The sequence below is a fragment of the Streptomyces sp. NPDC037410 genome (genome assembly GCF_055602235.1).
Map to the genome: position 1 here is coordinate 24,960 of NZ_JBVJWR010000025.1, position 21,916 is coordinate 46,875.

At 72.1% G+C, this 21,916-nt stretch carries 18 protein-coding genes; 4 read left to right on the forward strand and 14 right to left on the reverse strand.

The genetic code is table 11. From position 1 onward, the window contains the following. Nucleotides 1-25: 25 nt before the first annotated feature. The 14 genes from ACZ7HT_RS31505 to rsmH all read right to left on the reverse strand — a co-directional run bounded on the left by ACZ7HT_RS31505 (nucleotide 26) and on the right by rsmH (nucleotide 16,114). The gene (locus ACZ7HT_RS31505) at nucleotides 26-646 is read right to left on the reverse strand and encodes a cell division protein SepF (RefSeq protein ID WP_471172049.1); all 621 of its coding nucleotides are present in this window, start codon (nucleotides 644-646) and stop codon (nucleotides 26-28) included. Nucleotides 647-768: 122 nt separating this feature from the next. Further along, nucleotides 769-1,488 carry a YggS family pyridoxal phosphate-dependent enzyme gene (locus ACZ7HT_RS31510; RefSeq protein WP_471172051.1) on the reverse strand — a complete coding sequence of 240 codons (720 nt, stop codon included), beginning with the start codon at nucleotides 1,486-1,488 and terminating at the stop codon, nucleotides 769-771. Beyond that, nucleotides 1,485-2,225, reverse strand: a complete 741-nt coding sequence (pgeF, locus tag ACZ7HT_RS31515; protein WP_471172053.1) for a peptidoglycan editing factor PgeF — start codon at nucleotides 2,223-2,225, stop codon at nucleotides 1,485-1,487. The genes ACZ7HT_RS31510 and pgeF overlap by 4 nt, the downstream gene beginning before the upstream one ends. Beyond that, nucleotides 2,222-3,436, reverse strand: coding sequence for a cell division protein FtsZ (gene ftsZ / locus ACZ7HT_RS31520; RefSeq protein WP_471172056.1), 1,215 nt, complete (start codon nucleotides 3,434-3,436; stop codon nucleotides 2,222-2,224). Before ftsZ ends, pgeF begins: the two co-directional genes overlap by 4 nt. Nucleotides 3,437-3,713: 277 nt before the next feature. Beyond that, entirely contained in the window at nucleotides 3,714-4,517 is an 804-nt protein-coding gene (locus ACZ7HT_RS31525; protein WP_471172057.1) for a cell division protein FtsQ/DivIB, read from the reverse strand. A gap of 36 nt (nucleotides 4,518-4,553) precedes the next feature. Further along, the gene (murG, locus tag ACZ7HT_RS31530) at nucleotides 4,554-5,639 is read right to left on the reverse strand and encodes an undecaprenyldiphospho-muramoylpentapeptide beta-N-acetylglucosaminyltransferase (RefSeq protein WP_471172058.1); all 1,086 of its coding nucleotides are present in this window, start codon (nucleotides 5,637-5,639) and stop codon (nucleotides 4,554-4,556) included. A gap of 6 nt (nucleotides 5,640-5,645) precedes the next feature. Beyond that, entirely contained in the window at nucleotides 5,646-6,986 is a 1,341-nt protein-coding gene (gene ftsW / locus ACZ7HT_RS31535; RefSeq protein ID WP_471172059.1) for a putative lipid II flippase FtsW, read from the reverse strand. A 55-nt stretch (nucleotides 6,987-7,041) separates the two neighbouring features. Next, the gene (gene murD, locus ACZ7HT_RS31540) at nucleotides 7,042-8,481 is read right to left on the reverse strand and encodes a UDP-N-acetylmuramoyl-L-alanine--D-glutamate ligase (protein ID WP_471172061.1); all 1,440 of its coding nucleotides are present in this window, start codon (nucleotides 8,479-8,481) and stop codon (nucleotides 7,042-7,044) included. Continuing rightward, nucleotides 8,463-9,533 carry a phospho-N-acetylmuramoyl-pentapeptide-transferase gene (gene mraY / locus ACZ7HT_RS31545; protein ID WP_471172063.1) on the reverse strand — a complete coding sequence of 357 codons (1,071 nt, stop codon included), beginning with the start codon at nucleotides 9,531-9,533 and terminating at the stop codon, nucleotides 8,463-8,465. Before mraY ends, murD begins: the two co-directional genes overlap by 19 nt. Next, entirely contained in the window at nucleotides 9,530-10,954 is a 1,425-nt protein-coding gene (locus ACZ7HT_RS31550; protein ID WP_471172065.1) for a UDP-N-acetylmuramoyl-tripeptide--D-alanyl-D-alanine ligase, read from the reverse strand. The genes mraY and ACZ7HT_RS31550 overlap by 4 nt, the downstream gene beginning before the upstream one ends. Before the next feature lie 4 nt (nucleotides 10,955-10,958). Beyond that, nucleotides 10,959-12,632 carry a UDP-N-acetylmuramoyl-L-alanyl-D-glutamate--2,6-diaminopimelate ligase gene (locus ACZ7HT_RS31555; protein WP_471172067.1) on the reverse strand — a complete coding sequence of 558 codons (1,674 nt, stop codon included), beginning with the start codon at nucleotides 12,630-12,632 and terminating at the stop codon, nucleotides 10,959-10,961. Nucleotides 12,633-12,648: 16 nt separating this feature from the next. After that, nucleotides 12,649-14,643: a peptidoglycan D,D-transpeptidase FtsI family protein gene (locus ACZ7HT_RS31560; protein ID WP_471172218.1), complete on the reverse strand. Its 1,995-nt coding sequence runs from the start codon at nucleotides 14,641-14,643 to the stop codon at nucleotides 12,649-12,651. A 5-nt stretch (nucleotides 14,644-14,648) separates the two neighbouring features. Then, nucleotides 14,649-15,161, reverse strand: a complete 513-nt coding sequence (gene ftsL, locus ACZ7HT_RS31565) for a cell division protein FtsL (protein WP_471172072.1) — start codon at nucleotides 15,159-15,161, stop codon at nucleotides 14,649-14,651. Beyond that, nucleotides 15,158-16,114 (reverse strand): 16S rRNA (cytosine(1402)-N(4))-methyltransferase RsmH, encoded by a 957-nt coding sequence (gene rsmH, locus ACZ7HT_RS31570; protein WP_471172075.1) that lies wholly within the window; start codon nucleotides 16,112-16,114, stop codon nucleotides 15,158-15,160. Before rsmH ends, ftsL begins: the two co-directional genes overlap by 4 nt. Before the next feature lie 280 nt (nucleotides 16,115-16,394). Here rsmH and ACZ7HT_RS31575 point away from each other — a divergent pair, with 280 nt between their 5' ends. From ACZ7HT_RS31575 to ACZ7HT_RS31590, 4 genes are all read left to right on the forward strand, one after another. Then, nucleotides 16,395-16,934 carry a beta-class carbonic anhydrase gene (locus tag ACZ7HT_RS31575; protein ID WP_471172078.1) on the forward strand — a complete coding sequence of 180 codons (540 nt, stop codon included), beginning with the start codon at nucleotides 16,395-16,397 and terminating at the stop codon, nucleotides 16,932-16,934. A gap of 111 nt (nucleotides 16,935-17,045) precedes the next feature. Continuing rightward, a complete protein-coding gene (locus ACZ7HT_RS31580; RefSeq protein WP_471172079.1) occupies nucleotides 17,046-18,065 on the forward strand; it encodes an AAA family ATPase in 1,020 nt (339 codons plus the stop codon). Then, nucleotides 18,065-19,420 carry a DUF58 domain-containing protein gene (locus ACZ7HT_RS31585; protein WP_471172081.1) on the forward strand — a complete coding sequence of 452 codons (1,356 nt, stop codon included), beginning with the start codon at nucleotides 18,065-18,067 and terminating at the stop codon, nucleotides 19,418-19,420. The genes ACZ7HT_RS31580 and ACZ7HT_RS31585 overlap by 1 nt, the downstream gene beginning before the upstream one ends. Further along, nucleotides 19,417-21,813 (forward strand): transglutaminase TgpA family protein, encoded by a 2,397-nt coding sequence (locus tag ACZ7HT_RS31590; RefSeq protein ID WP_471172083.1) that lies wholly within the window; start codon nucleotides 19,417-19,419, stop codon nucleotides 21,811-21,813. Before ACZ7HT_RS31585 ends, ACZ7HT_RS31590 begins: the two co-directional genes overlap by 4 nt. The last annotated feature ends 103 nt before the right edge of the window (nucleotides 21,814-21,916 follow it).

A 21,916-nucleotide genomic window follows, 5' to 3' on the forward strand; every position in this document is an offset into this window, starting at 1 on the left:
ACCGGTCCGTCCGGTTCTCGTGTTCTCAGCTCTGGTTGAAGAATCCGCCCTCTGCGATCCGGGCCTTGTCCTCCGCCGTGACATCGACGTTAGCAGGCGACAACAGGAACACCTTCTGCGTCACGCGCTCAATGCTGCCATGGAGCCCGAAGACGAGTCCGGCGGCAAAGTCGACAAGTCGCTTCGCGTCCGTGTCGTCCATCTCGGTGAGGTTCATGATCACCGGGGTGCCCTCACGGAAGTGTTCCCCGATGGTACGGGCCTCGTTGTAGGTCCGCGGGTGCAGCGTGGTGATGCGGTACGGCTCCCGCTCGGACACGACCTTGGGCATGATCACCGGTGCGTTCTTCTCCAGGCTCGGACGTTCGGGTGTGATGGATGCCACGGGGGCAATTCGGGCCGGACGTCCGCTTTCGGCGAGTACCGGGACAGAATGAGAGATCGGCTCCCGGGGGGCCGGGGGCTGCACCACTCGTACCGGCTCCTCGCGTTCCACCTGACGCGGGGGGGTGTGGCGCCGGTCGCGCTCGGGCTCCGGCTCCAGCTCGGGTTCGAAGTCGTCGTCGGGGTCGAAGCCCCGGCCGTCGTACCCATCGTCCTCCACGAGGCCGAGGTAGACCGCCATCTTGCGCATCGCGCCGGCCATGCTCTGAGTCCTCCGCTCTGTGGTGGATCGGCCTTGTCACCAAGGGCCGGCGATCCACGGGCCGTCCCGCCGTTCTGCGGAATGACCATATTTTCTGCTGTGGTCCGACTTGCTTCGCGACGTTACCCGAGCTTCGGGCGGACTCCGAGTACCGCCGTACCGACGCGTACGTGTGTCGCCCCGGCAGCGACGGCCTCTTCGAGGTCCGCACTCATCCCTGCTGACACCATGTTCGCAGCCGGACGGGTCGCGCGCAGGGCAGTCGACAAATCCATCAGCCGGTCGAAGGCCGCGCGTTGCCGTCCCGCGTACTCCCCGGCGAGCGGGGCGACGGTCATGAGTCCGGCGATCCGCAGTCCGGGCGCGGCGTCCACGGCCGCGGCCAAGTCCTCGATCCCGTCGGGCGCGACGCCGCCGCGGTCGCCCCGCTCGCCGGACTCGGCGTCGAGCGCGACCTGGATCAGGCAGCCGAGCTCGCGGCCCTCCTTCTCCGCGGCCGCGGAGAGCGAGGAAACGAGCTTCAAACGGTCGACGGACTGCACCACATCGGCATAACCCACCACAGATCTGACCTTGTTGGTCTGCAACTGGCCCACGAAGTGCCAGGTCAGGTCGAGGTCGGCACAGGCGGCCGCCTTGGGCGCGGCGTCCTGGTCCCGGTTCTCGGCGACGTGCCGGACCCCGAGCTCGTGCAGGAGTCTGACGTCGCTCGCGGGGTAGGTCTTGGTGACCACGATCAGGGTCACCTCCCCCCGCGCGCGCCCGGCCGCGGCGCACGCGGCGGCGATGCGCTCCTCCACGGCGGCGAGGTTCGCGGCGAGTTCCGACTTTCGATCCGTCATGTCTCTTCTCGGTTCAACCAGACATATCCCGCGAGTCGCCCTGTGGTGCGATCGCGGCGGTACGAGTAGTGGTCGCGCGATTCGAGGGTGCAGACCCCGGCGTCCCCGACGTCCCGGACCCCGAGCCGCGCCAACTGCGCGCGCACTCCGGCGGCGACGTCCACGGCCGGGGTTCCCCAGGAGGTCTCCGCGTGCGCGGCGGGTTCGACGGCCGCGACCTCGGCGCGCATCGCCTCGGGCACTTCGTAGCACCGGCCGCAGACGGCGGGTCCGGTGCGGGCGACGATCCGGGCGGGGTCGGCGCCGAGCTCCGTCATCGCCGCGACGGTGGCGGGGACGACTCCGGCGACCATCCCGGGCCGCCCGGCGTGGGCGGCGGCCGCGACTCCGGCGACCGGATCGGCGAGGAGGACGGGGACGCAGTCCGCGGTGAGCACCGCGAGGGCGAGTCCCGGCCGGGCGGTGACGAGGGCGTCGACGGACGGGATGTCCGCGTCGCCCCAGGGCCCGTCGACCTCGACGACGTCGGCGCCGTGCACCTGGTTCATCCAGACCACCCGCGCCGGGTCGAGCCCGAGGGCTCCGGCGGCGGCGGCCCGGTTGGCGAGGACGGCCGCGGGGTCGTCCCCGACCGCTCCGCCGAGGTTGAGCTCCTCGTACGGAACGGCGCTCACCCCGCCCCACCGGTCGGTGAAGGCGAAGTGGGCGCCGTTCGCGTCGAAGCGGTGTCCTATCACTTCAGGAAGTCCGGGACGTCCAGCTCCTCGGCCTGGCTGTCCGCGTACGGACGGGCCGGGGGGACGACCGGCGGGGCCGGCGTCAGCGGGGTCTCGTTGAGGGCCGGGGCGGGCTCGACCGGGATCGAGACCGGCTCCTCGCGCGGGGCGACGGTGCCGAGGCCGCCCAGCGGGCGGGGGGACTCGGTGATGCGCGGCGCCGGGGCCGGCTCCTCGCGCTTGGCCGACACGGAGCCGATGATGTTGTCCCGGCGGGCCGGCGGCTGGCCGCCGTCGAAGCCGGCCGCGATGACGGTGACCCGGACCTCGTCGCCGAGGGCGTCGTCGATGACGGCGCCGAAGATGATGTTGGCCTCGGGGTGGGCCGCCTCGCTGACCAGCTGGGCCGCCTCGTTGATCTCGAAGAGGCCGAGGTCGCTGCCGCCGGAGATGGAGAGCAGCACGCCGCGGGCGCCGTCGATGGAGGCCTCCAGGAGCGGCGAGGAGATCGCCATCTCGGCCGCCGCCACCGCGCGGTCGTCGCCGCGGGCGGAGCCGATGCCCATGAGTGCCGAACCGGCCTCGGACATGACCGACTTGACGTCGGCGAAGTCGAGGTTGATCAGACCCGGGGTGGTGATGAGGTCGGTGATGCCCTGGACACCGCTCAGGAGGACCTGGTCGGCCGACTTGAAGGCGTCGAGCACGGAGACCTGGCGGTCCGAGATCGACAGCAGTCGGTCGTTGGGGATGACGATGAGGGTGTCGACCTCTTCACGGAGCTCGGCGATGCCGTCCTCCGCCTGGTTGGCGCGACGGCGGCCCTCGAAGGTGAACGGCCGGGTGACCACACCGATCGTCAGGGCGCCGAGCGAGCGCGCGATGTTGGCGACGACGGGCGCGCCGCCGGTGCCGGTGCCGCCGCCTTCGCCTGCGGTGACGAAGACCATGTCGGCCCCCTTGAGGACCTCCTCGATCTCCTCACGGTGGTCCTCTGCCGCCTTGCGACCGACGGCCGGGTTGGCCCCGGCCCCGAGGCCGCGGGTGAGTTCACGGCCGACGTCGAGCTTGACGTCGGCGTCGCTCATCAACAGCGCTTGCGCGTCGGTGTTGATCGCGATGAACTCGACGCCCTTGAGGCCGACCTCGATCATTCGGTTGATGGCATTGACACCACCGCCGCCGACACCGATGACCTTGATGACTGCGAGGTAGTTCTGCGGTGCTGCCACGTCGAAGGCCTCTCGCCTCGAGTTACGTGTCGTCGCTGCGCGGTTGGTCGCGCCGCTCCGACGGATGCCGATTGGGACGGTCCGAACGCCGACCCGAACCCTAACGTTGAAGTTTAGGGTTACCAGTGTCGCTGTTCGCTGGACTCTTCCGAACAGGACACTAAGTCGACAAGTGGCGCACGTTCAACGAACACGCCGAACCTCCCGTTTTTCTTTTCACCCTATGTGATCACCCGTAGCGCTGGCCAACCAGGGTGCTGGCCAGCGGAGATGACCGTCAACTCCCGGACGAAGCGGGCGCCGTGGGGGCACTTACGTCGAAGTGCCCCGCTTTGGGGCTCGCCTTCATGAGGGCGGTCAGCACCCGGGCCTTGACCGGGCCGTGCTCACCGCTGCCCCAGAAGACCGTTCGGCCCCCGGTCAGCTCCAGAGTGACGGAGTCGTACGAGGTGATGCGCACGACACGAGTGTCCCGGGCGATTCGCGCCGGGAGTTCACCCCGGACGCGGACCGCCTCCTGGAGCAACCGGTCGGCGCCGAAGCGGCGCAGGCTCGGCGAGGAGGCGCTGTCGAGGACGAGCCGGGGGACGCCGCGGGGGGCGGTGTCGACGGTGGCGAACCGCAGCCCCGTCGCGTCCACTTCGGTGAACTTTCCGCCCTTTTCCACCAGAAGAACGGGCTGCCGTTCCGTCACTTTCAGCCCGATTCCGTGCGGCCATGACCGTACGACGTCGATCGACTCGATCCGCGGCAGCCTCTGCCGGAGCCGGGCCGCGATCACGTCGGTGTCGACGGTGACGAGCGGGGCGCCCATCGGGACGGCGGCGACCGCCTCGACCTCGGCCGGGGTCAGGACCCGGGTGCCGGAAGTCTTCACACGTTCCACACGGAACCAGGTCGAGCCGTAGAGCGCCCAGACCCCGCCGGCCACGAGCGCCACGAGGCCGAGGGCCACGAGGAGCACCCGGGGGGCGGGCACCCGGAACCGACGGTTCCGGGTGTTGGCACCGGACGGCCGCCCCGACGACCCCTTCGACTTGCTGGTACCGCTCTTCTCCGCGGTCGTCGGTCCGGCTGCCACCCGGCGCCTCCTGCCCTCAGTGCCCCGCCGCGCCTGCTAGCGGGAGGCGATCGCCTCGTACACCATGCCGACGAGCAGGTCGTCGGCGTCCCGGCGGCCGAACTCGGCGGCGGCGCGGGACATCTCGTACAAACGGTGCGGATCGGCCAGTACGGGCAGCACGTTGCCCTGCACCCACTGCGGCGTCAGTTCCGCGTCGTCGACGAGGAGTCCACCGCCGGCCTTGACCACCGGCTGGGCGTTGAGCCGCTGTTCGCCGTTGCCGATGGGCAGCGGGACGTACGCGGCGGGCAGCCCGACGGCGGAGAGCTCGGCGACGGTCATCGCGCCCGCGCGGCAGAGCATCATGTCGGCCGCGGCGTACGCGAGATCCATCCGGTCCACGTACGGTACCGGCACGTACGGCGGCATTCCGGGCATGTTGTCGACGCGCGGCAGCTCGTTCTTCGGGCCGACCGCGTGCAGGATCTGGATGCCGGAGCGCTGGAGCACCGGGGCGATCTGCTGGACCACCTCGTTGAGCCGGCGGGCGCCCTGGGAGCCGCCGGAGACCAGCAGCGTCGGCAGGTTCGGGTCGAGGCCGAAGGCGGCGCGCGCCTCGGGCCGCACCCGCGCCCGGTCGAGGGTCGCGATGGTGTGCCGCAGCGGGATGCCGATGTAGCGGGCGTTGCGCAGCTTGCTGTCCGGGGTGGCGACGCCGACCCCGGCCGCGTACCGCGAACCGATCTTGTTGGCGAGGCCGGGCCGGGCGTTGGCCTCGTGGACCACGATGGGCACCCCGAGGCGCTTGGCCGCCAGATAGCCGGGCAGGGCCACGTAGCCGCCGAAGCCGACCACGCAGTCCGCCTTGGTGCGCTCCAGGACCTGCTCGGCCGCCTTGATCGTGCCGCGCAGCCGCCCGGGGACGGTGATCAGCTCGGGGGTGGGCTTGCGGGGCAGCGGTACGGCGGGGATGAGCGCCAGCTCGTAGCCCCGCTCGGGCACGAGCCGGGTCTCCAGACCCTTCTCCGTGCCGAGCGCCGTGATCCCCACGCTGGGGTCCTGCCTGCGCAGGGCGTCCGCGAGGGCGAGCGCGGGCTCGATGTGGCCGGCGGTCCCCCCACCGGCGAGTACGACATGCACCGAAATTCACCGCTCTCCGGACGGGCGCTTCTTGACGCGCCGTCGCATCGACTTCCATCTCTTCCCGGCCCGCTTGCCCCAGCCGGGGCGGCGCATGGCCAGGGCCGCTTTCGCGGCGGGTTCCTGTCGCGCGAAGGCGATGAGGAGCCCGACGGCGAACATGGTCGGCAGCAGGGCCGACCCTCCGTAGGAGAACAGCGGGAGCGGGACACCGGCGATCGGCAACAGGCCGAGCACCGCACCGATGTTGATCACGGCCTGAGCCGTGATCCAGGTGGTCACACCTCCCGCGGCGAACCTCACGAAGGGGTCCTCCGTGCCTCCGGCCACGCGGATACCCGCATAGCCTAGAGCCGCGAACAGGGCGAGTACCGACAGCGTCCCCGCGAGACCCAGTTCCTCACCGGTGACCGCGAAGATGAAGTCGGTGTGCGCCTCGGGCAGTTGGCCCCATTTCTCGACGCTCGCACCGAGCCCGGAACCGAACCATCCGCCCGAGGCCAGAGCATAGATTCCGTGCGCGGCCTGCAGACAGGGGGCTCCCTCGCCGCCGGGGTCGGTCGCGCCGATGCAGTCGAAGCGCTTCATCCGGTTCGCGCTCGTCTTGATGAGCAGCACGCCGATCGCACCGGCCACCGTGAGCACCCCGACGAAGAGCCGGGTGGGCGCTCCGGCCGTCCACAGCAGGCCGAAGAGGATGGCCGCGAGGATGATCGAGGTGCCCATGTCGCCGCCGAGCATGATGAGCCCGAGCAGCATGAACGCGCCGGGGACCAGCGGCACCAGCATGTGCTTCCACTGGGTCAGGAGCCGCATGTCCTGTTTGCGGGCGAGCAGGTCGGCCCCCCACAGGATGAGACCCAGCTTGCCGAACTCGCTGGGCTGGAGCTGGAAGGGGCCGCCGAGCGAGATCCAGTTCCGGTTGCCGTTGACCGCGTGCCCTATCCCGGGGATCTGCACGAGCACCATGAGGAAGACCGCGCCGGCCAGGATCGGGTAGGCGAGCGCCCGGTGCAGCTTGACCGGCATCCGGGAGGCGATCAGGAGCAGTCCGGTGCCGAGGAGCGCGGCGACGAACTGCTTCCGGAAGAAGTAGGAGGGCACCAGGTCGTAGCGGAGCGCCGTGATCATCGAGGCGGAGTAGACCATCACGAGGCCGAGCGTGGTGATGAGCAGCCCCGCGCCGATGATCACGTAGTACGCCGTGAGAGGGCGGTCCCAGGCCTTGCGGAGCCGCTCGTACAGCCCCCGTACGCCTCCGCCGCGCGGCCGCCGCGGGGTCGCGGGGGCCCGCCCTCCGCCGCGTACGGCGGAAGGCCGGCGTGTCCCGGCGATCTTGCTCGGCATGGTCGCTGTCCCCTCCAGTCGTGCCCGGTCCGGCCGGACCCTCCCGCTGGTCGGGTCAGGCGTCCCCGGTGGCGGCGAGGGCGCGGACGGCGTCCGCGAAGGCCTCGCCCCGCTTGTTGTAGTTGGTGAACATGTCCATCGAGGCGCAGGCCGGGGCGAGCAGCACCGTGTCCCCCGGGTGGGCGAGCCGGGCCGCCTCGCGGACCGCCTCGGACATCGCCCCAGTGTCGGTCCGGTCGAGGTCCACCACCGGGACCTCCGGGGCGTGTCGCGCCAGGGCTTCGCGGATCAGGGCGCGGTCGGCGCCGATCAGGACGGCCCCGCGCAGCCGCTTCGCCGAGCGCTGGACGAGCTCGTCGAAGGTCGCGCCCTTGGCGAGGCCGCCGGCGATCCAGACGATCGGGTCGTAGGCGGCCAACGAGGCTTCGGCGGCGTGGGTGTTGGTGGCCTTGGAGTCGTCGACGTACGTGACTCCCTGGACCTCCTCGACCAGTTCGATGCGGTGCGGGTCGGGCCGGAAGGCCTTGAGACCGTCCCGTACGGCCTTCGGCTCGACGCCGAAGGCGCGCGCGAGGGCGGCGGCGGCGAGGGCGTTGGCGATGTTGTGCGGGGCCGGCGGCTGGACGTCGGCGACCTCGGCGAGCTCCTGGGCGTTCTTCTGCCGGTTCTCGACGAAGGCCCGGTCGACGAGGATGCCCTCGACGACGCCGAGCTGGGAGGGGCCGGGGGTGCCGAGGGTGAAGCCGATGGCCCGGCAGCCCTCCTCGACGTCGGCCTCGCGCACCAGGTCCTCGGTGACCTTGTCGGCGACGTTGTACACGCAGGCGACCTTGTTGCCCTCGTAGATGCGGCCCTTGTCGGCGGCGTACGCCTCCATGGTGCCGTGCCAGTCGAGGTGGTCGGGCGCCAGGTTGAGCACGGCGGCCGAGTGGGCGCGGACGGAGGGCGCCCAGTGCAGCTGGTAGCTGGAGAGCTCGACGGCGAGGACGTCGTAGCGCTCCTCGCCGAGGACGGCGTCGAGGAGCGAGACCCCGATGTTGCCGACGGCGGCCGTCTTCAGGCCGGCCGCCTCCAGGATGGAGGCGAGCATCCGCACGGTCGTGGTCTTGCCGTTGGTGCCGGTGACCGCGAGCCAGGGGGCCGAGTCCGGGCCGCGCAGGCGCCAGGCGAGCTCGACGTCGCCCCAGATCTCCACGCCCGCCTCGGCGGCGGCCGTGAAGAGGGGCTTGTCGGGCCGCCAGCCGGGGGTGGTGACGATCAGCTCGGTGCCGGCCGGCAGGGTGGCCCCGTCGCCGAGGCGGACGGTGATGCCCTCCGCTTCGAGCTCGGCGGCCTGCGCCCGGGAGCGCTCGTCGTCGCTGTCGTTGACGACGGTCACGAGCGCGCCGCGGGCGTGCAGGACGCGGGCGGCCGGGATGCCGGAGATCCCGAGCCCCGCGACGGTGACCTTCTTGCCGTTCCAGTCGAGCTGTTCTGTCACTTTTCCGATGCCCATCCCGCGTAGAAGAGGCCCAGGCCCACGATCACGCACATGCCCTGGATGATCCAGAAACGGACGACGACCAGGACCTCGGACCACCCCTTGTGTTCGAAGTGGTGATGGAGGGGGGCGATCCGGAAGACGCGCTTGCCCGTCATCTTGAAGGCGCCGACCTGGATGACCACGGACATCGTGATCAGCACGAAGAGGCCGCCGAGCACGGCGAGCAGGAACTCCGTACGGGAGCAGATGGCGAGACCGGCGAGCGCGCCGCCGAGGGCCAGCGAGCCGGTGTCACCCATGAAGACCTTGGCCGGCGAGGTGTTCCACCACAGGAAGCCGAAGCAGGCACCCATCAGGGCGGAGGCGACGACCGCCAGGTCGAGCGGGTCGCGGACCTCGAAGCAGGCGTTGGGGTTGGTCAGCGTCACCGCGTTGGCACAGGACTCCTGGAACTGCCAGAGCCCGATGAAGGTGTACGCGCCGAAGACCATCACCGAGGCGCCGGTGGCCAGACCGTCCAGACCGTCCGTCAGGTTCACGCCGTTGGAGATGGCGAGGATCATGAAGAGCGCCCAGACCACGAAGAGCACCGGGCCGATGGCCCAGCCGAAGTCGGTGATGAAGGACAGCTTCGTGGAGGCCGGGGTGTTGCCGCGCAGGTCGGCGAACTGCAGCGAGAGCACGGCGAAGGTGATGCCGACGATCAGCTGGCCGGCCATCTTCGCCTTGGCCCGCAGGCCGAGCGAGCGCTCCTTGACGATCTTGATGTAGTCGTCGACGAAGCCGACCAGGCCCATGCCGGCCATCAGGAACAGCACCAGGACGCCGGAGTACGTCGGGTCCTCGCTGGTGATGACCTTGGTCAGGGCGTACGCGACGAGGGTGGCCAGGATGAAGGCGATGCCGCCCATCGTGGGCGTGCCCTTCTTCGCGGCGTGGCTGCGCGGGCCGTCGTCGCGGATGAACTGGCCGTATCCCTTGCGGGCGAGCAGCTTGATGAGCAGCGGGGTGCCGACCAGGCTCAGGAAGAGCCCGATGGCCCCGGCGAACAGAATCTGCCTCATCGGCCGGTGACCTCGCCCTCGGTGTCGAGGAGCGCCAGCGCGACCTGTTCGAGACCGACCGACCTGGAAGCCTTCACAAGGACGACGTCCCCCGGACGCAGCTCCCTGCGCAACAGGTCGACAGCCGCCTGCGCGTCGGACACGTGCACCGACTCCTCACCCCACGAACCCTCGTTATATGCGCCCAGTTGCAGCCAGGACGCTTCCCTGTCCCCGACCGCCACGAGCTTGCTGACGTTGAGCCGGACGGCGAGCCGTCCGACCGCGTCGTGCTCGACGAGCGATGCGTCACCGAGCTCGGCCATCATGCCGAGCACCGCCCACGTACGAGCCCCTCGGGCCTGTGCGGCCCTGCCCATGGCCGCGAGCGCGCGCAGGGCGGCTCGCATGGACTCGGGATTCGCGTTGTAGGCGTCGTTGACGATCGTCACGCCGTCCGGACGCTCGGTGACCTCCATGCGCCAGCGCGACAGGGTGCCGGCCTCGGAGAGCGCGGTGGCGATCTCTTCGACAGGCATGCCCAACTCGTGCGCGACGGCGGCCGCTGCGAGCGCGTTCGACACGTGGTGCTCACCGTACAGGCGCAAGGTCACGTCACTGCACCCGGTGGGTGTGTGAAGCCTGAAAGAAGGCTGTCCGGTCTCTGTGAGGCGGACGTTCTCGGCCCGTACGGCCGCTTCGTCCGCTTCTCCGAACAGGGTCACGCGGGCCTTGGTGCGGGCCGCCATCGCGCGGACGAGCGGATCGTCGGCGTTGAGGACCGCGATGCCGCCGTCCTCGGCGGACGGCAGGACCTCGACGAGCTCGCCCTTCGCCTCGGCGATCTGCTCCCGGCCGCCGAACTCGCCGATGTGGGCGGTGCCCACGTTCAGGACGAGGCCGATACGGGGCGGGGTGAGGCCCGCGAGGTAGCGGATGTGGCCGATGCCGCGGGCGCCCATCTCCAGGACCAGGTGCCGGGTCTCGTCGCTCGCGCGGAGCGCCGTGAGCGGCAGGCCGATCTCGTTGTTGAGGGAGCCGGGCGTCCACACGGTGGGCGCGTGCCGGTCGAGGACCTGGGCGATCAGGTCCTTGGTGGAGGTCTTGCCGGCCGATCCGGTCAGGGCGACGACATCGGTGCCGAGCCGTTCGACCACGACTCGGGCGAGGGCCCCGAGCGCGGTCTGGACGTCGTCGACGACGATGGCGGGGACGCCGACGGGGCGGGCGGCGAGCACGGCCGCCGCTCCCGCGGCGACGGCGCGCTCCGCGTAGTCGTGGCCGTCGACGTGCTCACCGGCGAAGGCCGCGAACAGGCTGCCGGCCCGCACCTCGCGGGAGTCGATGACGACGGGCCCGGTGATCCGGATGGCCGGATCCGGTATGTCGTGCGCCTGCCCGCCGACGATTTCGGCGATCTCGGCGAGGGAGAGGGCGATCACTGCTTCATCCCTGACTGTTCTCGTGACGGTGTGCGTCCTGCTGCTTCTGCTGACTGAGAATCGCCTCGCGCAGGACCTGACGGTCGTCGAAGGGGCGGACGACCCCGGCGATCTCCTGGCCCTGCTCGTGGCCCTTGCCGGCGACCAGGACGGTGTCGCCGGGCCGCGAGCGGGCGACGGCGGCGGCGATGGCGGCGGCCCGGTCGGGCTCGACCAGGACGTCGCCGCGCTCCCCCGCCGGCACCTCGGCGGCGCCCGCGAGCATGGCGCTGAGGATCACCAGGGGGTCCTCGGAACGGGGGTTGTCGGAGGTCAGGACGGCGGTGTCGGCGAGCCGGGCGGCGGCGGCGCCCATCGGGCCGCGCTTGGTGGTGTCCCGGTCGCCGCCGCAGCCGATGACCACGTGCAGCCGGCCCTCGGTGACCTCGCGCAGGGAGCGCAGGACCGATTCGACGGCGTCCGTCTTGTGCGCGTAGTCGACGACCGCGAGGTACGGCTGGCCGGCGTCGACCCGCTCCAGACGGCCTGGGACGCCGGGCACGGCGGCGACGCCCTCGGCGGCGGCCTTCGGGTCGAGGCCGGCGGCGGCGAGGGTGGCGATCGCGGCGAGGGTGTTGGCGACGTTGAACGGGCCCGGCAGCGGGGCCGTGGCCGAAATCCGCTCTCCCTCGGGGCCGACGGCGGTGAAGGTCGAGTCGTGGGAGCCGAGGACGAGGTCCTCGGCGCGCCAGTCGGCCTCGGCGCGGCCCTCGGCGGAGAAGGTGACGACCGGGACGGTCGCCTCCGTGGCGAGCCTGCGACCGTACGCGTCGTCGAGGTTGACCACGCCCAGGCGGCTGCGCCCGGGCGTGAAGAGCCCGGCCTTGGCCTGGAAGTAGTCCTCCATGTCGGAGTGGAACTCCATGTGCTCCGGGCTGAGGTTGTTGAAGACGGCGACGTCGAAGACGCAGCCGTCGACCCGGCCGAGCACGAGGGCGTGGCTGGAGACCTCCATGGCGACGGCCTCGACGCCCCGCTCGCGCATGACGGCGAAGAGGGCCTGGAGGTCGGTGGCCTCGGGAGTGGTGCGCTCGGACTTGATGCGCTCGTCGCCGATCCGCATCTCGACGGTGCCGACGAGTCCGGTCTTCCGCCCGGAGCCGCGCAGTCCTCCCTCGACGAGGTAGGCCGTGGTGGTCTTGCCGGAGGTGCCGGTGATGCCGATCTGGAGGAGGTCCTCGCCGGGGCGCCCGTAGATCGCGGCGGCGAGTTCGCCCATCCGGCCGCGCGGGTTCTCCACGACGAGGACCGGGAGGCCGGTCGCGGCGGCGCGCTCGGCGCCGGCCGGGTCGGTGAGGATCGCGGCGGCGCCGAGTCCGGCGGCCTGGGCGACGAAGTCCGCGCCGTGGGCGCGGGCACCGGGCAGGGCCGCGTACACGTCCCCGGGGCGCACGGCCCGCGAGTCGTGCGTGATGCCCGAGATGTCGGCACTCCCCGCGACGTCGGCCCCGAGCTGCGCGGCCAGGTCGCCCAGGGGTGTCGGGCGGGCCTGCTCCGGCCGGGGTGGGGTGTTTCGGTACTGATCAGCGTGTGGCACGGCGGTGAGCGTACCGGGCGCACCCTGTGCGGGGCCAAAAGAGCCCTGGGCCTCGCCGAAGTTCGATTTCCGGTTCCCGGAATGTGGGGTGATCGTTGTCACTGGTGCTCCCGGAGTGTCACGGGGTGGGTTCGAAGTCGACCGGCAGTCGGGCGGGGGCGCTGCCCGTGGGGGCGACGTGGAGGGTCTTGAGGGCGAACTCCATGACCTTCTTGTAGATGGGGCCGCAGATCTGGCCGCCGAAGTAGCTGCCCTTGGTGGGGTTCTGGATCGCGCAGTAGACGGTGATCTGCGGGTCGTCGGCGGGGGCGAAGCCGGCGAAGGAGGCGGTGTAGCCCTTGTAGTAGCCGAGCTCGGGGTCGACGCGGTTGGCGGTGCCGGTCTTGCCGGCGACGCGGTAGCCGGGGATGGCGGCCCTGGTGCCGGTGCCCTCCCGGTCCTTGACGACGGACTCCAGCATCCGCGCCAGGGTCTTGGCCGTCTTCTCGCTGATCACCCGGGACTCCTTGGGCGCCGGGGCCGCGGCGAAGCGCCCGTCGGGACCGTTGGTGCCGCGCACGAGGCTCGGTTCGATCCGTACGCCGCCGTTGGCGATGGTCGAGTACACGGAGGCGGCCTGCATGGCGCTGACGGAGAGGCCCTGGCCGAAGGGGATCGTGTACTGCTGCGAGGTGGACCAGTCCTGCGGCTTGGCGAGGATGCCGGGGGTCTCGCCCGGGTAGTGCAGGCCGGTGGGGCTGCCGATGCCGAACTTGCGCAGGTAGGTGTAGAGGACCCGGTTGGACTCGGCCTGGGTCTCGCCGAGTCGGCCGGTGGCGAGGATGGTGCCGATGTTGCTGGACTTGGCGAGGACGCCGTTGAGCGTCAGGTACCAGGTCTTGTGGTCGATGTCGTCCTTGAAGAGCCGGTCGCCGCGGTGGAGCCGGTTGGGGACGGTGACGTGGGTGTCGGGGGCCGCCTTGCCCTCCTCCAGGACGGCGGCCATGGACATGACCTTGCTGGTGGAGCCGGGCTCGTAGGCGTCCTGGAGGGCGGCGTTGCCCATGGCGGCGGCGTTGGCGGCGGAGAGGTCGTTGGGGTCGAAGCCGGGGGCGTTGGCCATGGCGAGGACCTCGCCGGTCCTGGTGTTCTGCACGACGACGTAGCCGCGGTCGGCCCTGGACTTCTTCACCTGCTCGGTGATGGCCTGCTGGGCGGCCCACTGGATGTCCCGGTCGATGGTCAGCTCGATGTCGGAGCCGGGGACGGCGGGGGTGCCCTGGGAGCCCGCGGTGGGCACCTGGCGGCCGCCGGACTGGGTGAAGCGGATCTTGCCGTCCTTGCCGGCGAGCTCCTCGTCGAGCATGGACTCCAGGCCGCCGGCGCCGCGGCCCTCGGCGTTGACGTATCCCAGTATCCCGGCGGCGAGCTCGCCGTTCGGGTACACGCGCTTGGTGCTGGGCTCGCTGAGGATGCCGCCGAGGAGGTTGATCCCGTTGCCGCCGACGGCCTGCGCCTTCTGCCCGTAGACCCGCTTGAGGTCCTTGATCTGGTTCCAGACCTGCGGGGTCTGCTTGCGGGCGAGCAGGGTGTAGCGGGACTTGGGGGTACGGAGCTTCCTGGCGAGCTCGGCGGGTTTCTTGCCGAGGATGGGGGCGAGGAGCGCGGCCGCCTGCTCGGGGGCGTCGGCGGTCTTCGACTCCTCGCGGGTGAAGAGCTTGGGGTCGGCGGTGATGTCGTACGCGTCGACGCTGTCGGCGAGCGCGATGCCGTTGCGGTCGGTGATCTCGCCGCGCTCGGCGGAGAGCGTGTACTCCTGGAAGCGGTACTTGTCGGCCTTGGCGGCGTACGCGCTGGCGTCGACGGCCTGGACCTGGAGCAGCCGGACCACGAAGACCAGCATGACCAGCGTCAGGCCGAGGGAGATGAGCCGCAGCCGGGGCCGGGGGCTGCCGAGCCGGATGGTGCGGGGCTGCTGCCGCACCGGTGGCCGCTTCGCGGCCGGGCGCGGGGCGGGCCGGGCCGGGCGCGCTCCGGACGCGCGGGCCCCGGCGGAGGCGGCGGAGGCGGTCCGGGGACGCGCGGGCCGCGCGGGCCCGGGGACACGGCGACGCGGGGGCTCCTTGGGGGGCACTGCGTTCACCTGCCGGTAGTAGGGGTCACAGGGGGCGCTTGCGATGCCGTGGCGCTGCTCGTGGTGCCCGGGTTGTTGCCGGTGCTCGTGCTCGGCGGCGGCTTCGGGGTGCCCGTGGGTTTCGGATGGGGCTTCGGGGTCGGTTTCGGGGCGACCGCGACCGAGGGTTCGCCGAGGACCTTGCCGTCCGGGCCGAGGAAGGCGGGGCTGCCGCCGGGGACCATGCCGAGCTCGCGGGCCCGCCGCTCCAGCGCGTCGGGGGCCGCGTAGTCGTCCACGTCCCGCTGGAGGGCCTGCTCCTCGTCGGTGAGCTCGGTGGTCCTGTCCTTGAGCTCGTTCAGTTTGAAGGAGCCCTCGTTGAGGGCCGAGTTCAGCAGCAGCAGGGAGATCAGCCCGCCGCCGAGCAGCACGAAGACGAGCAGGACGAAGGGGGTGCGGGCGGCTGAGCTGGGCCCCGACGGCATGAGCCGTCCGAGCCGCGCGGCCCGCCCTTTGAGGGGCCCCTTCGCCGTACTCACCGGACGTCTTCCCGGATGCGCTCGACGCCCCGGAGCCGGGCGGGGGCGGCGCGCCGGTTCTCGGCGACCTCCTCCTCGGTGGGCAGCTCGGCGCCGCGGGTGAGCAGCTTGAGCCGGGGCTGGTACTTCTCGGGGACGACCGGAAGCCCGGGCGGGGCGGTGGTCGCCGCGCCGGCCGCGAAGACGCCCTTGACGATCCGGTCCTCCAGGGACTGGTACGAGAGGACGACGACCCGGCCGCCGACGGCGAGGGCCTGCACGGCCGCCGGGATGGCCTTCTCGACGCTGTCGAGCTCGCGGTTGACCTCGATGCGCAGGGCCTGGAAGGTTCGCTTGGCCGGGTTGCCGCCGGTGCGCTTGGCGGCCTGGGGCAGGGCGTCGCGGATGAGCTCGACGAGCCGGGCGCTGTTGGTGAAGGGCTCCTTCGCGCGCTCGCGCACGATCGCGGAGACGATCCGCTTGGCCTGCTTCTCCTCGCCGTACGCGCGCAGGATGCGGACCAGCTCGCCCGCCGGGTACGTGTTGAGGACCTCGGCGGCGCTGATGCCGGTCGTCTGGTCCATGCGCATGTCGAGCGGGGCGTCCTGTGCGTAGGCGAAGCCGCGGTCGGCCTCGTCCAGCTGCATCGAGGAGACGCCCAGGTCGAAGAGGACGCCGTCCACCTTGGGGATGCCGAGCCGGTCGAGGACCTCGGGCAGCTCGTCGTACACGGCGTGGACGAGGGTGGCCCGGTCCCCGAAGGGGGCGAGCCGCTCACCGGAGAGCCGCAGGGCCTCCTTGTCGCGGTCGAGGGCGATGAGCCGCACCTCGGGGAAGCGCGTGAGCAGGGCCTCGCTGTGGCCGCCGAGGCCCAGGGTGCAGTCGACGACGACCGCGCCGGGGCGCTGCAGTGCGGGGGCCAACATGTCCAGGCACCGCTGGAGCATCACCGGGACGTGTCGGTCGTTGCTCAATGCGCCCTCTCAGATCCGGCGCGGAGGCACGTACCGCGGGAGGAGGCCGAGCCGTAGGTACCGCCGCACACACGGGGGGAGAAACCGCGGATATCGCTCGTTGTCTCCGTGAACTCCGCGTCACTTTAGTCCACGGGACGCGCCGGTCAATCAACCGACTGGCGCGCCGCGCGACCCGGAGAGCCCCCATCTGTGGGTTAGCTCACAACAAGACTCATTGATGTTCTTTGTCCGCTCTCACAGCGGGCCGGAAAGGCGTGTGACCATTACCGTCGGAACCATGTCGACCTCCGCGCACCCCTCTGCCGACGCCATACGCACCGGCTCGACGGTCACCGACCGTCTCGTCGAGGCCAACGCCCAGTACGCCGCCGACTTCAGCGACCCGGGAATGGACGCGCGTCCCGTGCTGCGCGTCGCCGTCGTCGCCTGCATGGACGCCCGTCTCGACCTGCACGCGGCCCTCGGCCTCGAACTCGGCGACTGCCACACCATCCGCAACGCGGGCGGCGTGGTCACCGACGACGTGATCCGCTCGCTCACCATCAGCCAGCGCGCCCTCGGCACCCGCAGCGTGATGCTGGTGCACCACACGAACTGCGGTCTCGAATCGCTCACCGAGGACTTCCGGCACGAGCTGGAGGACGAGGTCGGCCAGCGCCCGGCCTGGGCGGTCGAGGCCTTCCGCGACGTCGACCAGGACGTCCGGCAGTCGATGCAGCGGGTGCGGACCTCCCCCTTCCTGCCGCACTCCGACGACGTCCGCGGCTTCGTCTTCGACGTGACGACCGGTCTGCTGCGCGAGATCGACCCGGCGTAAACCGTCAAATCCCGGCATTTCCCCCGCACTTGTCCGCATGCAAGTGACAGGGCCCGGCCACGGCAACAAGAATGCTCGGACGACAGTTCCGAAAGGCCGAGGAGGGCCGGGGTGACGACCTATGACGATCGAGCGAGCCTCGCTGATCTGACCACCACTGTGGAGCGAGTCCGCCGATCGGTGGAGAGTGTGATCGAGGGCAAGCCCGAGGTCGTACGGCTTTCGCTGACCGTGCTGCTCGCCGAGGGGCACCTCCTCATCGAGGATGTCCCCGGCGTGGGCAAGACCATGCTGGCCAAGACACTGGCCCGGTCCATCGACTGCTCGGTGCGCCGCATCCAGTTCACCCCCGACCTGCTGCCCTCGGACGTCACCGGCGTGTCGATCTTCGACCAGCAGCGACGGGACTTCGAGTTCAAGCCGGGCGCGATCTTCGCCCAGATCGTGATCGGCGACGAGATCAACCGCGCCTCGCCGAAGACCCAGTCCGCGCTCCTGGAGTCCATGGAGGAGCGCCAGGTCACGGTCGACGGCCAGACGTACGAGCTGCCCAGCCCGTTCATGGTCGTCGCCACCCAGAACCCGGTCGAGATGGAGGGCACCTACCCGCTGCCCGAGGCCCAGCGCGACCGCTTCATGGCCCGCGTCTCCATGGGCTACCCGAGCGCCGAGGCCGAGCTCCAGATGCTCGACGTGCACGGCGCGGTCTCCCCGCTGGACGACCTCCAGCCGGTCGCCCACGCCCACGACATCCTCAAGCTGATCGACGCGGTGCGCGGGGTCCACGTCGCCGACGCCGTGCGCCGGTACGCGGTCGACATCGTCGCCGCCACCCGCACCCACCCCGACCTGCGGCTCGGCGCCTCCCCCCGGGCCACGCTCCACCTGGTGCGGGCCGCCAAGGCCTCCGCGGCGCTCAGCGGCCGCGAGTACGTCCTTCCCGACGACCTCCAGGCCCTCGCCGCGCCCGTCCTCGCCCACCGGCTGCTGCCGACGGCGCAGGCCCAGCTGAACCGCCGCACCGCCGAGCAGGTCGTCCAGGAGATCCTGCAGCGCACCCCCGTCCCGGCCGCGGCCCCGCCCGCCGGACCGCTCTACGGCCAGCAGCAGCCCGGCGCCCGGCGGCTGTGATGAGTGGCGCCGCCGTGCCGGACGGACCGCGGGGCGACGAGGACGACCGGGGCGGGCTGCGGGCCGCCCTCGGCGGTCTCACCACCCGCGGCCGCTCCTTCCTCGCCGCCGGAGTGGCGGCCGCCGCCTGCGCGTACGTCCTCGGCCAGGCCGATCTGCTGCGCGTCGGGCTGCTCCTCGCCGCCCTCCCGCTGATCTGCGTCCTCACGCTGCACCGCACCCGCTACCGGGTCGCCGCCTCCCGCCGGCTCACCCCCCAGCGGGTGGAGACCAGCACCGAGGCACGGGTCCAGCTGCGGATGGAGAACGTCTCCAAGCTGCCCACCGGCCTCCTGATGCTCCAGGACCACGTGCCGTACATGCTGGGGCCCCGCCCCCGCTTCGTCCTCGACCGGGTCGAGGCCGGCGGGCGGCGCGAGGTGTCCTACCGGGTCCGCTCCGACCTGCGCGGCCGCTTCCCGCTGGGCCCGCTCCAGCTGCGGCTCAACGACCCCTTCGGGATGTGCGAGCTGACCCGTTCCTTCAGCGCGTACGACACCCTCACCGTCGTGCCCAGGACCGAGGCCCTCCCGCCGGTCAAGCTCTTCGGCGAGGCCTCGGGGTACGGGGACGGGCAGTCGCGGTCCCTCGCGCTCGCCGGCGACGACGACGTCATCCCGCGGACCTACCGCCACGGCGACGACCTGCGCCGGGTCCACTGGCGCTCCACCGCCCGCTACGGCGAGCTGATGGTCCGCCGCGAGGAGCTGCCCCAGCGGGCCCGCTGCACGGTCCTCCTCGACACCCGCCGGATCGCCTTCCAGGGCGGAGGGCCCGACTCGGCCTTCGAATGGGCGGTCTCCGGCAGCGCGTCCGTCCTCGTCCACATGCTGGAGCGCGGCTACGCGGTCCGGCTGCTCACCGACACCGGCAGCGCGATCCCCGGCGAGGGGTCCGAGGGCTTCGCCGACTCGGCGCAGGACTCGGCCGAGGCGGCCGGACTGATGATGGACACCCTCGCGGTCGTCGACCACTCCGAGGGCGCCGGGCTCTCCCGCGCCTCCGACGTGCTGCGCGGCGGCGGCGACGGGATGCTCATCGCCTTCCTCGGCGACCTCGACGAGGACCAGACCGCCCTCACCGCCAGGATGCGCGGCCGGAACGGCGCGGCCGTCGCCTTCGTCCTGGACTCCGGCACCTGGCTCACCGGCGGCGCGGTCGCCGGAGCCGTCGACGACCGGGTGCGCCGGCTGCGCGAGGCGGGCTGGACGGCGCTCGCCGTACCGCCCGGCGCCTCGCTCGCCGACCTGTGGCAGCAGGCAGCCGGGCTCCGTCCGGAGACCGCCGCCGCCGACACCTACGGAGGATGGTCATGAGCGGCCGCACACGGCTGACGCTCGCGTCCTGGGGCGCCACCCTGATGGCCGCCGGGGCGCTGCTCCCCCTGGTGAAGCCGGCGACCTGGATCTTCACGGCGGCCTTCGTCCTCGCGCTGGTCAGCGGGGTGGGCATGCTGGCCCGGCGGGTGCCGCTGGCCCGGCCGCTGACCCTGATCGCCCAGACCGTCACCGTGCTCCTCGCGCTGACCCTGTGCTTCGCCCGCGAGCAGGCCCTCCTGTGGCTGGTCCCCGGCCCGCAGGCCCTCACGCACGCCGTCGAGCTGTTCCAGGCGGGCGCCGAGGACGTCGGCCGGTACGCGATCCCCGCGCCCGACACCGAGGGCATCCGGCTCATGCTGGTCGGCGGGGTCGTCGCGATCGGGCTCCTGGTGGACGCCCTCGCGGTCACCTTCCGCAAGGCGGCCCCGGCCGGCCTGCCGCTGCTCGCCCTGTACTCCGTGGCCGCCGGGCTCTCCGGCGGCGGTGCGGGCTGGCTCTGGTTCCTCCTCGCGGCCTCCGGCTATCTGCTGCTCCTCCTCGCCGAGGGCCGTGACCGGCTCTCCCAGTGGGGACGGGTCTTCGGCGGCGCCCAGCGCTCCGGCCGGCCCGGCTCCGCCGCCGCCGCCGGCGGCGGGCCCGCCTTCGTCCCGGCCCGCACCGGCCGCCGGATCGGCGTCGTCGCCATGGGCGTCGCGCTGGTGGTGCCGTTCGCACTGCCGGGCTTCTCCGGCGGTCTCTTCGGCGGCGGCGAGGGCGGTGGCGGCGCGGGCAAGGGCGGCACGATCTCCGCCGTGAACCCGCTGGTCTCCCTGCAGGACAACCTCCGCCAGCCGGAGGACCGGGAGATCCTGCGCTACCGGACCAACGCCCGCGACACCAGCGGCATGTACCTGCGGCTCGTCGCGCTCGACCAGTTCGACGGCACCTCGTGGAAGTCCTCCGTCCGCCCGATCGAGGACGTGCCCAAGCAGCTGCCCTGGCCGGACGGCCTCTCCCAGAGCGTCAAGATCACCGAGGTGACCAGCAACTTCGTCGCCTCCGACGCGTACGAGCAGAAGTGGCTGCCCATGCCGTACCCGGCCGGCCGGGTCGACATCGACGGCCGCTGGCGGTACGAGCCGGCCGGCCGGATGCTCGTCGGCGACGACAAGCAGACCACCGGGGGCGTCCGCTACCAGGTCGCCAGCCTCGACGTGCAGCCGGTGGCCGCGCAGCTGGCCGGTGCCGGGCCCGCCCCGGAGAAGCTGCGCCGCGAGTACACGAAGGTGCCCGCGACGCTGCCCGCCGACGTGAAGGCGACGGCCCTGTCGGTCACCAAGGGCGCGCGGAACGACTACGAGCGGGCGGTGAAGCTCCAGGACTGGTTCGCCCACGACGGCGGCTTCCGCTACGACGTCGACGTCGTGTCCGGCACCGGTGTGCAGGCGATCTCCCGCTTCCTGAAGGACAAGGAGGGCTTCTGCGTCCACTTCTCCTTCTCCATGGCGGCGATGGCCCGCTCGCTCGGCATCCCGGCCCGCGTGGCCGTGGGCTTCATGCCGGGCACGCCCCAGAGCGACGGTTCGGTCTCCGTCGGCATCCGGGACGCGCACGCCTGGCCCGAGCTGTACTTCGAGGGCGCCGGGTGGACCCGGTTCGAGCCGACGCCCTCGCGGGGCTCCACCCCCTCGTACACCCGGGAGACCACCCCCTCGGACTCGGCCACCGGGCCCGCGCAGCCGCAGCAGAGCGCCTCGGCACAGCCGTCCGCCGCGCCGAGCGCCTCGGCGAGCTGCACCCCGCAGGAACGCCGCCGCGGCGACTGCGGCCCGGAGGAGGCGGTGACGGGGGCGTCCACGGACGGTTCGGGCCCGGACCCGCTGAAGGTGACGCTGCTGTCGTTGGCGGCGGTCCTGGTACTCGCCGTCCCCTTCCTCCCCCTCTTCTGGCGGACCCGGACCAGAGCCCGGCGGCTCGGTTCGGGCGCGGACACGCTGGCGGTCTGGGAGGAGATCAACGACACGGCCTGGGACTACGGGGTGGAGCCTTCCGACTCCCTGACGCCCCGGAAGTCCGCGGAGCGGATCGTCCACCTCGGTGAGCTGCGGGGCGAGCCGGCGGAGGCGGTGCACCGGGTGGCGTCGGCGGTCGAGGAGATGCTGTACGCGCCCCGGCCGCAGCCGGTCGCGGGCCTCGCGGCCTCGGCGGCGCTGGTCCGGTCCGGCTTCCACACGGCCGCCGACCGCCGCACCCGCCTCCGCGCCCTCCTCGCCCCCCGCTCGTCGGCCCGCCTCCGCTGGTCCTGGTCGTCCCGCTGGGCGACGACGACGGCGCGGTGGTCGACCCGCCGGGCTGCGCTGAGGACCCGAGCGGCATCGGCCTTCCGCCGGGGGCCGCGCGAGGCGAGCTAGGGCCTGTCCACACGGGGGTGGGCCGGAACGGGAACGAGCCCCGCAGGGGTGGCGCTGGAGGGCGCCGGCCCTGCGGGGCTCGGTCGGTTGGGGGGCGGGGCTA

Excerpts from the sequence above, each read along its gene's own strand:
- ACZ7HT_RS31585 (WP_471172081.1), top strand. The coding sequence starts at position 18,065 with ATGAGTGGCGCCGCCGTGCCGGACGGACCGCGGGGCGACGAGGACGAC.
- ACZ7HT_RS31510 (WP_471172051.1), bottom strand. The coding sequence starts at position 1,488 with ATGACGGATCGAAAGTCGGAACTCGCCGCGAACCTCGCCGCCGTGGAG.
- ftsW (WP_471172059.1), bottom strand. The coding sequence starts at position 6,986 with ATGCCGAGCAAGATCGCCGGGACACGCCGGCCTTCCGCCGTACGCGGC.
- murD (WP_471172061.1), bottom strand. The coding sequence starts at position 8,481 with ATGGGCATCGGAAAAGTGACAGAACAGCTCGACTGGAACGGCAAGAAG.
- mraY (WP_471172063.1), bottom strand. The coding sequence starts at position 9,533 with ATGAGGCAGATTCTGTTCGCCGGGGCCATCGGGCTCTTCCTGAGCCTG.
- ACZ7HT_RS31590 (WP_471172083.1), top strand. The coding sequence starts at position 19,417 with ATGAGCGGCCGCACACGGCTGACGCTCGCGTCCTGGGGCGCCACCCTG.
- ACZ7HT_RS31575 (WP_471172078.1), top strand. The coding sequence starts at position 16,395 with ATGTCGACCTCCGCGCACCCCTCTGCCGACGCCATACGCACCGGCTCG.
- ACZ7HT_RS31505 (WP_471172049.1), bottom strand. The coding sequence starts at position 646 with ATGGCCGGCGCGATGCGCAAGATGGCGGTCTACCTCGGCCTCGTGGAG.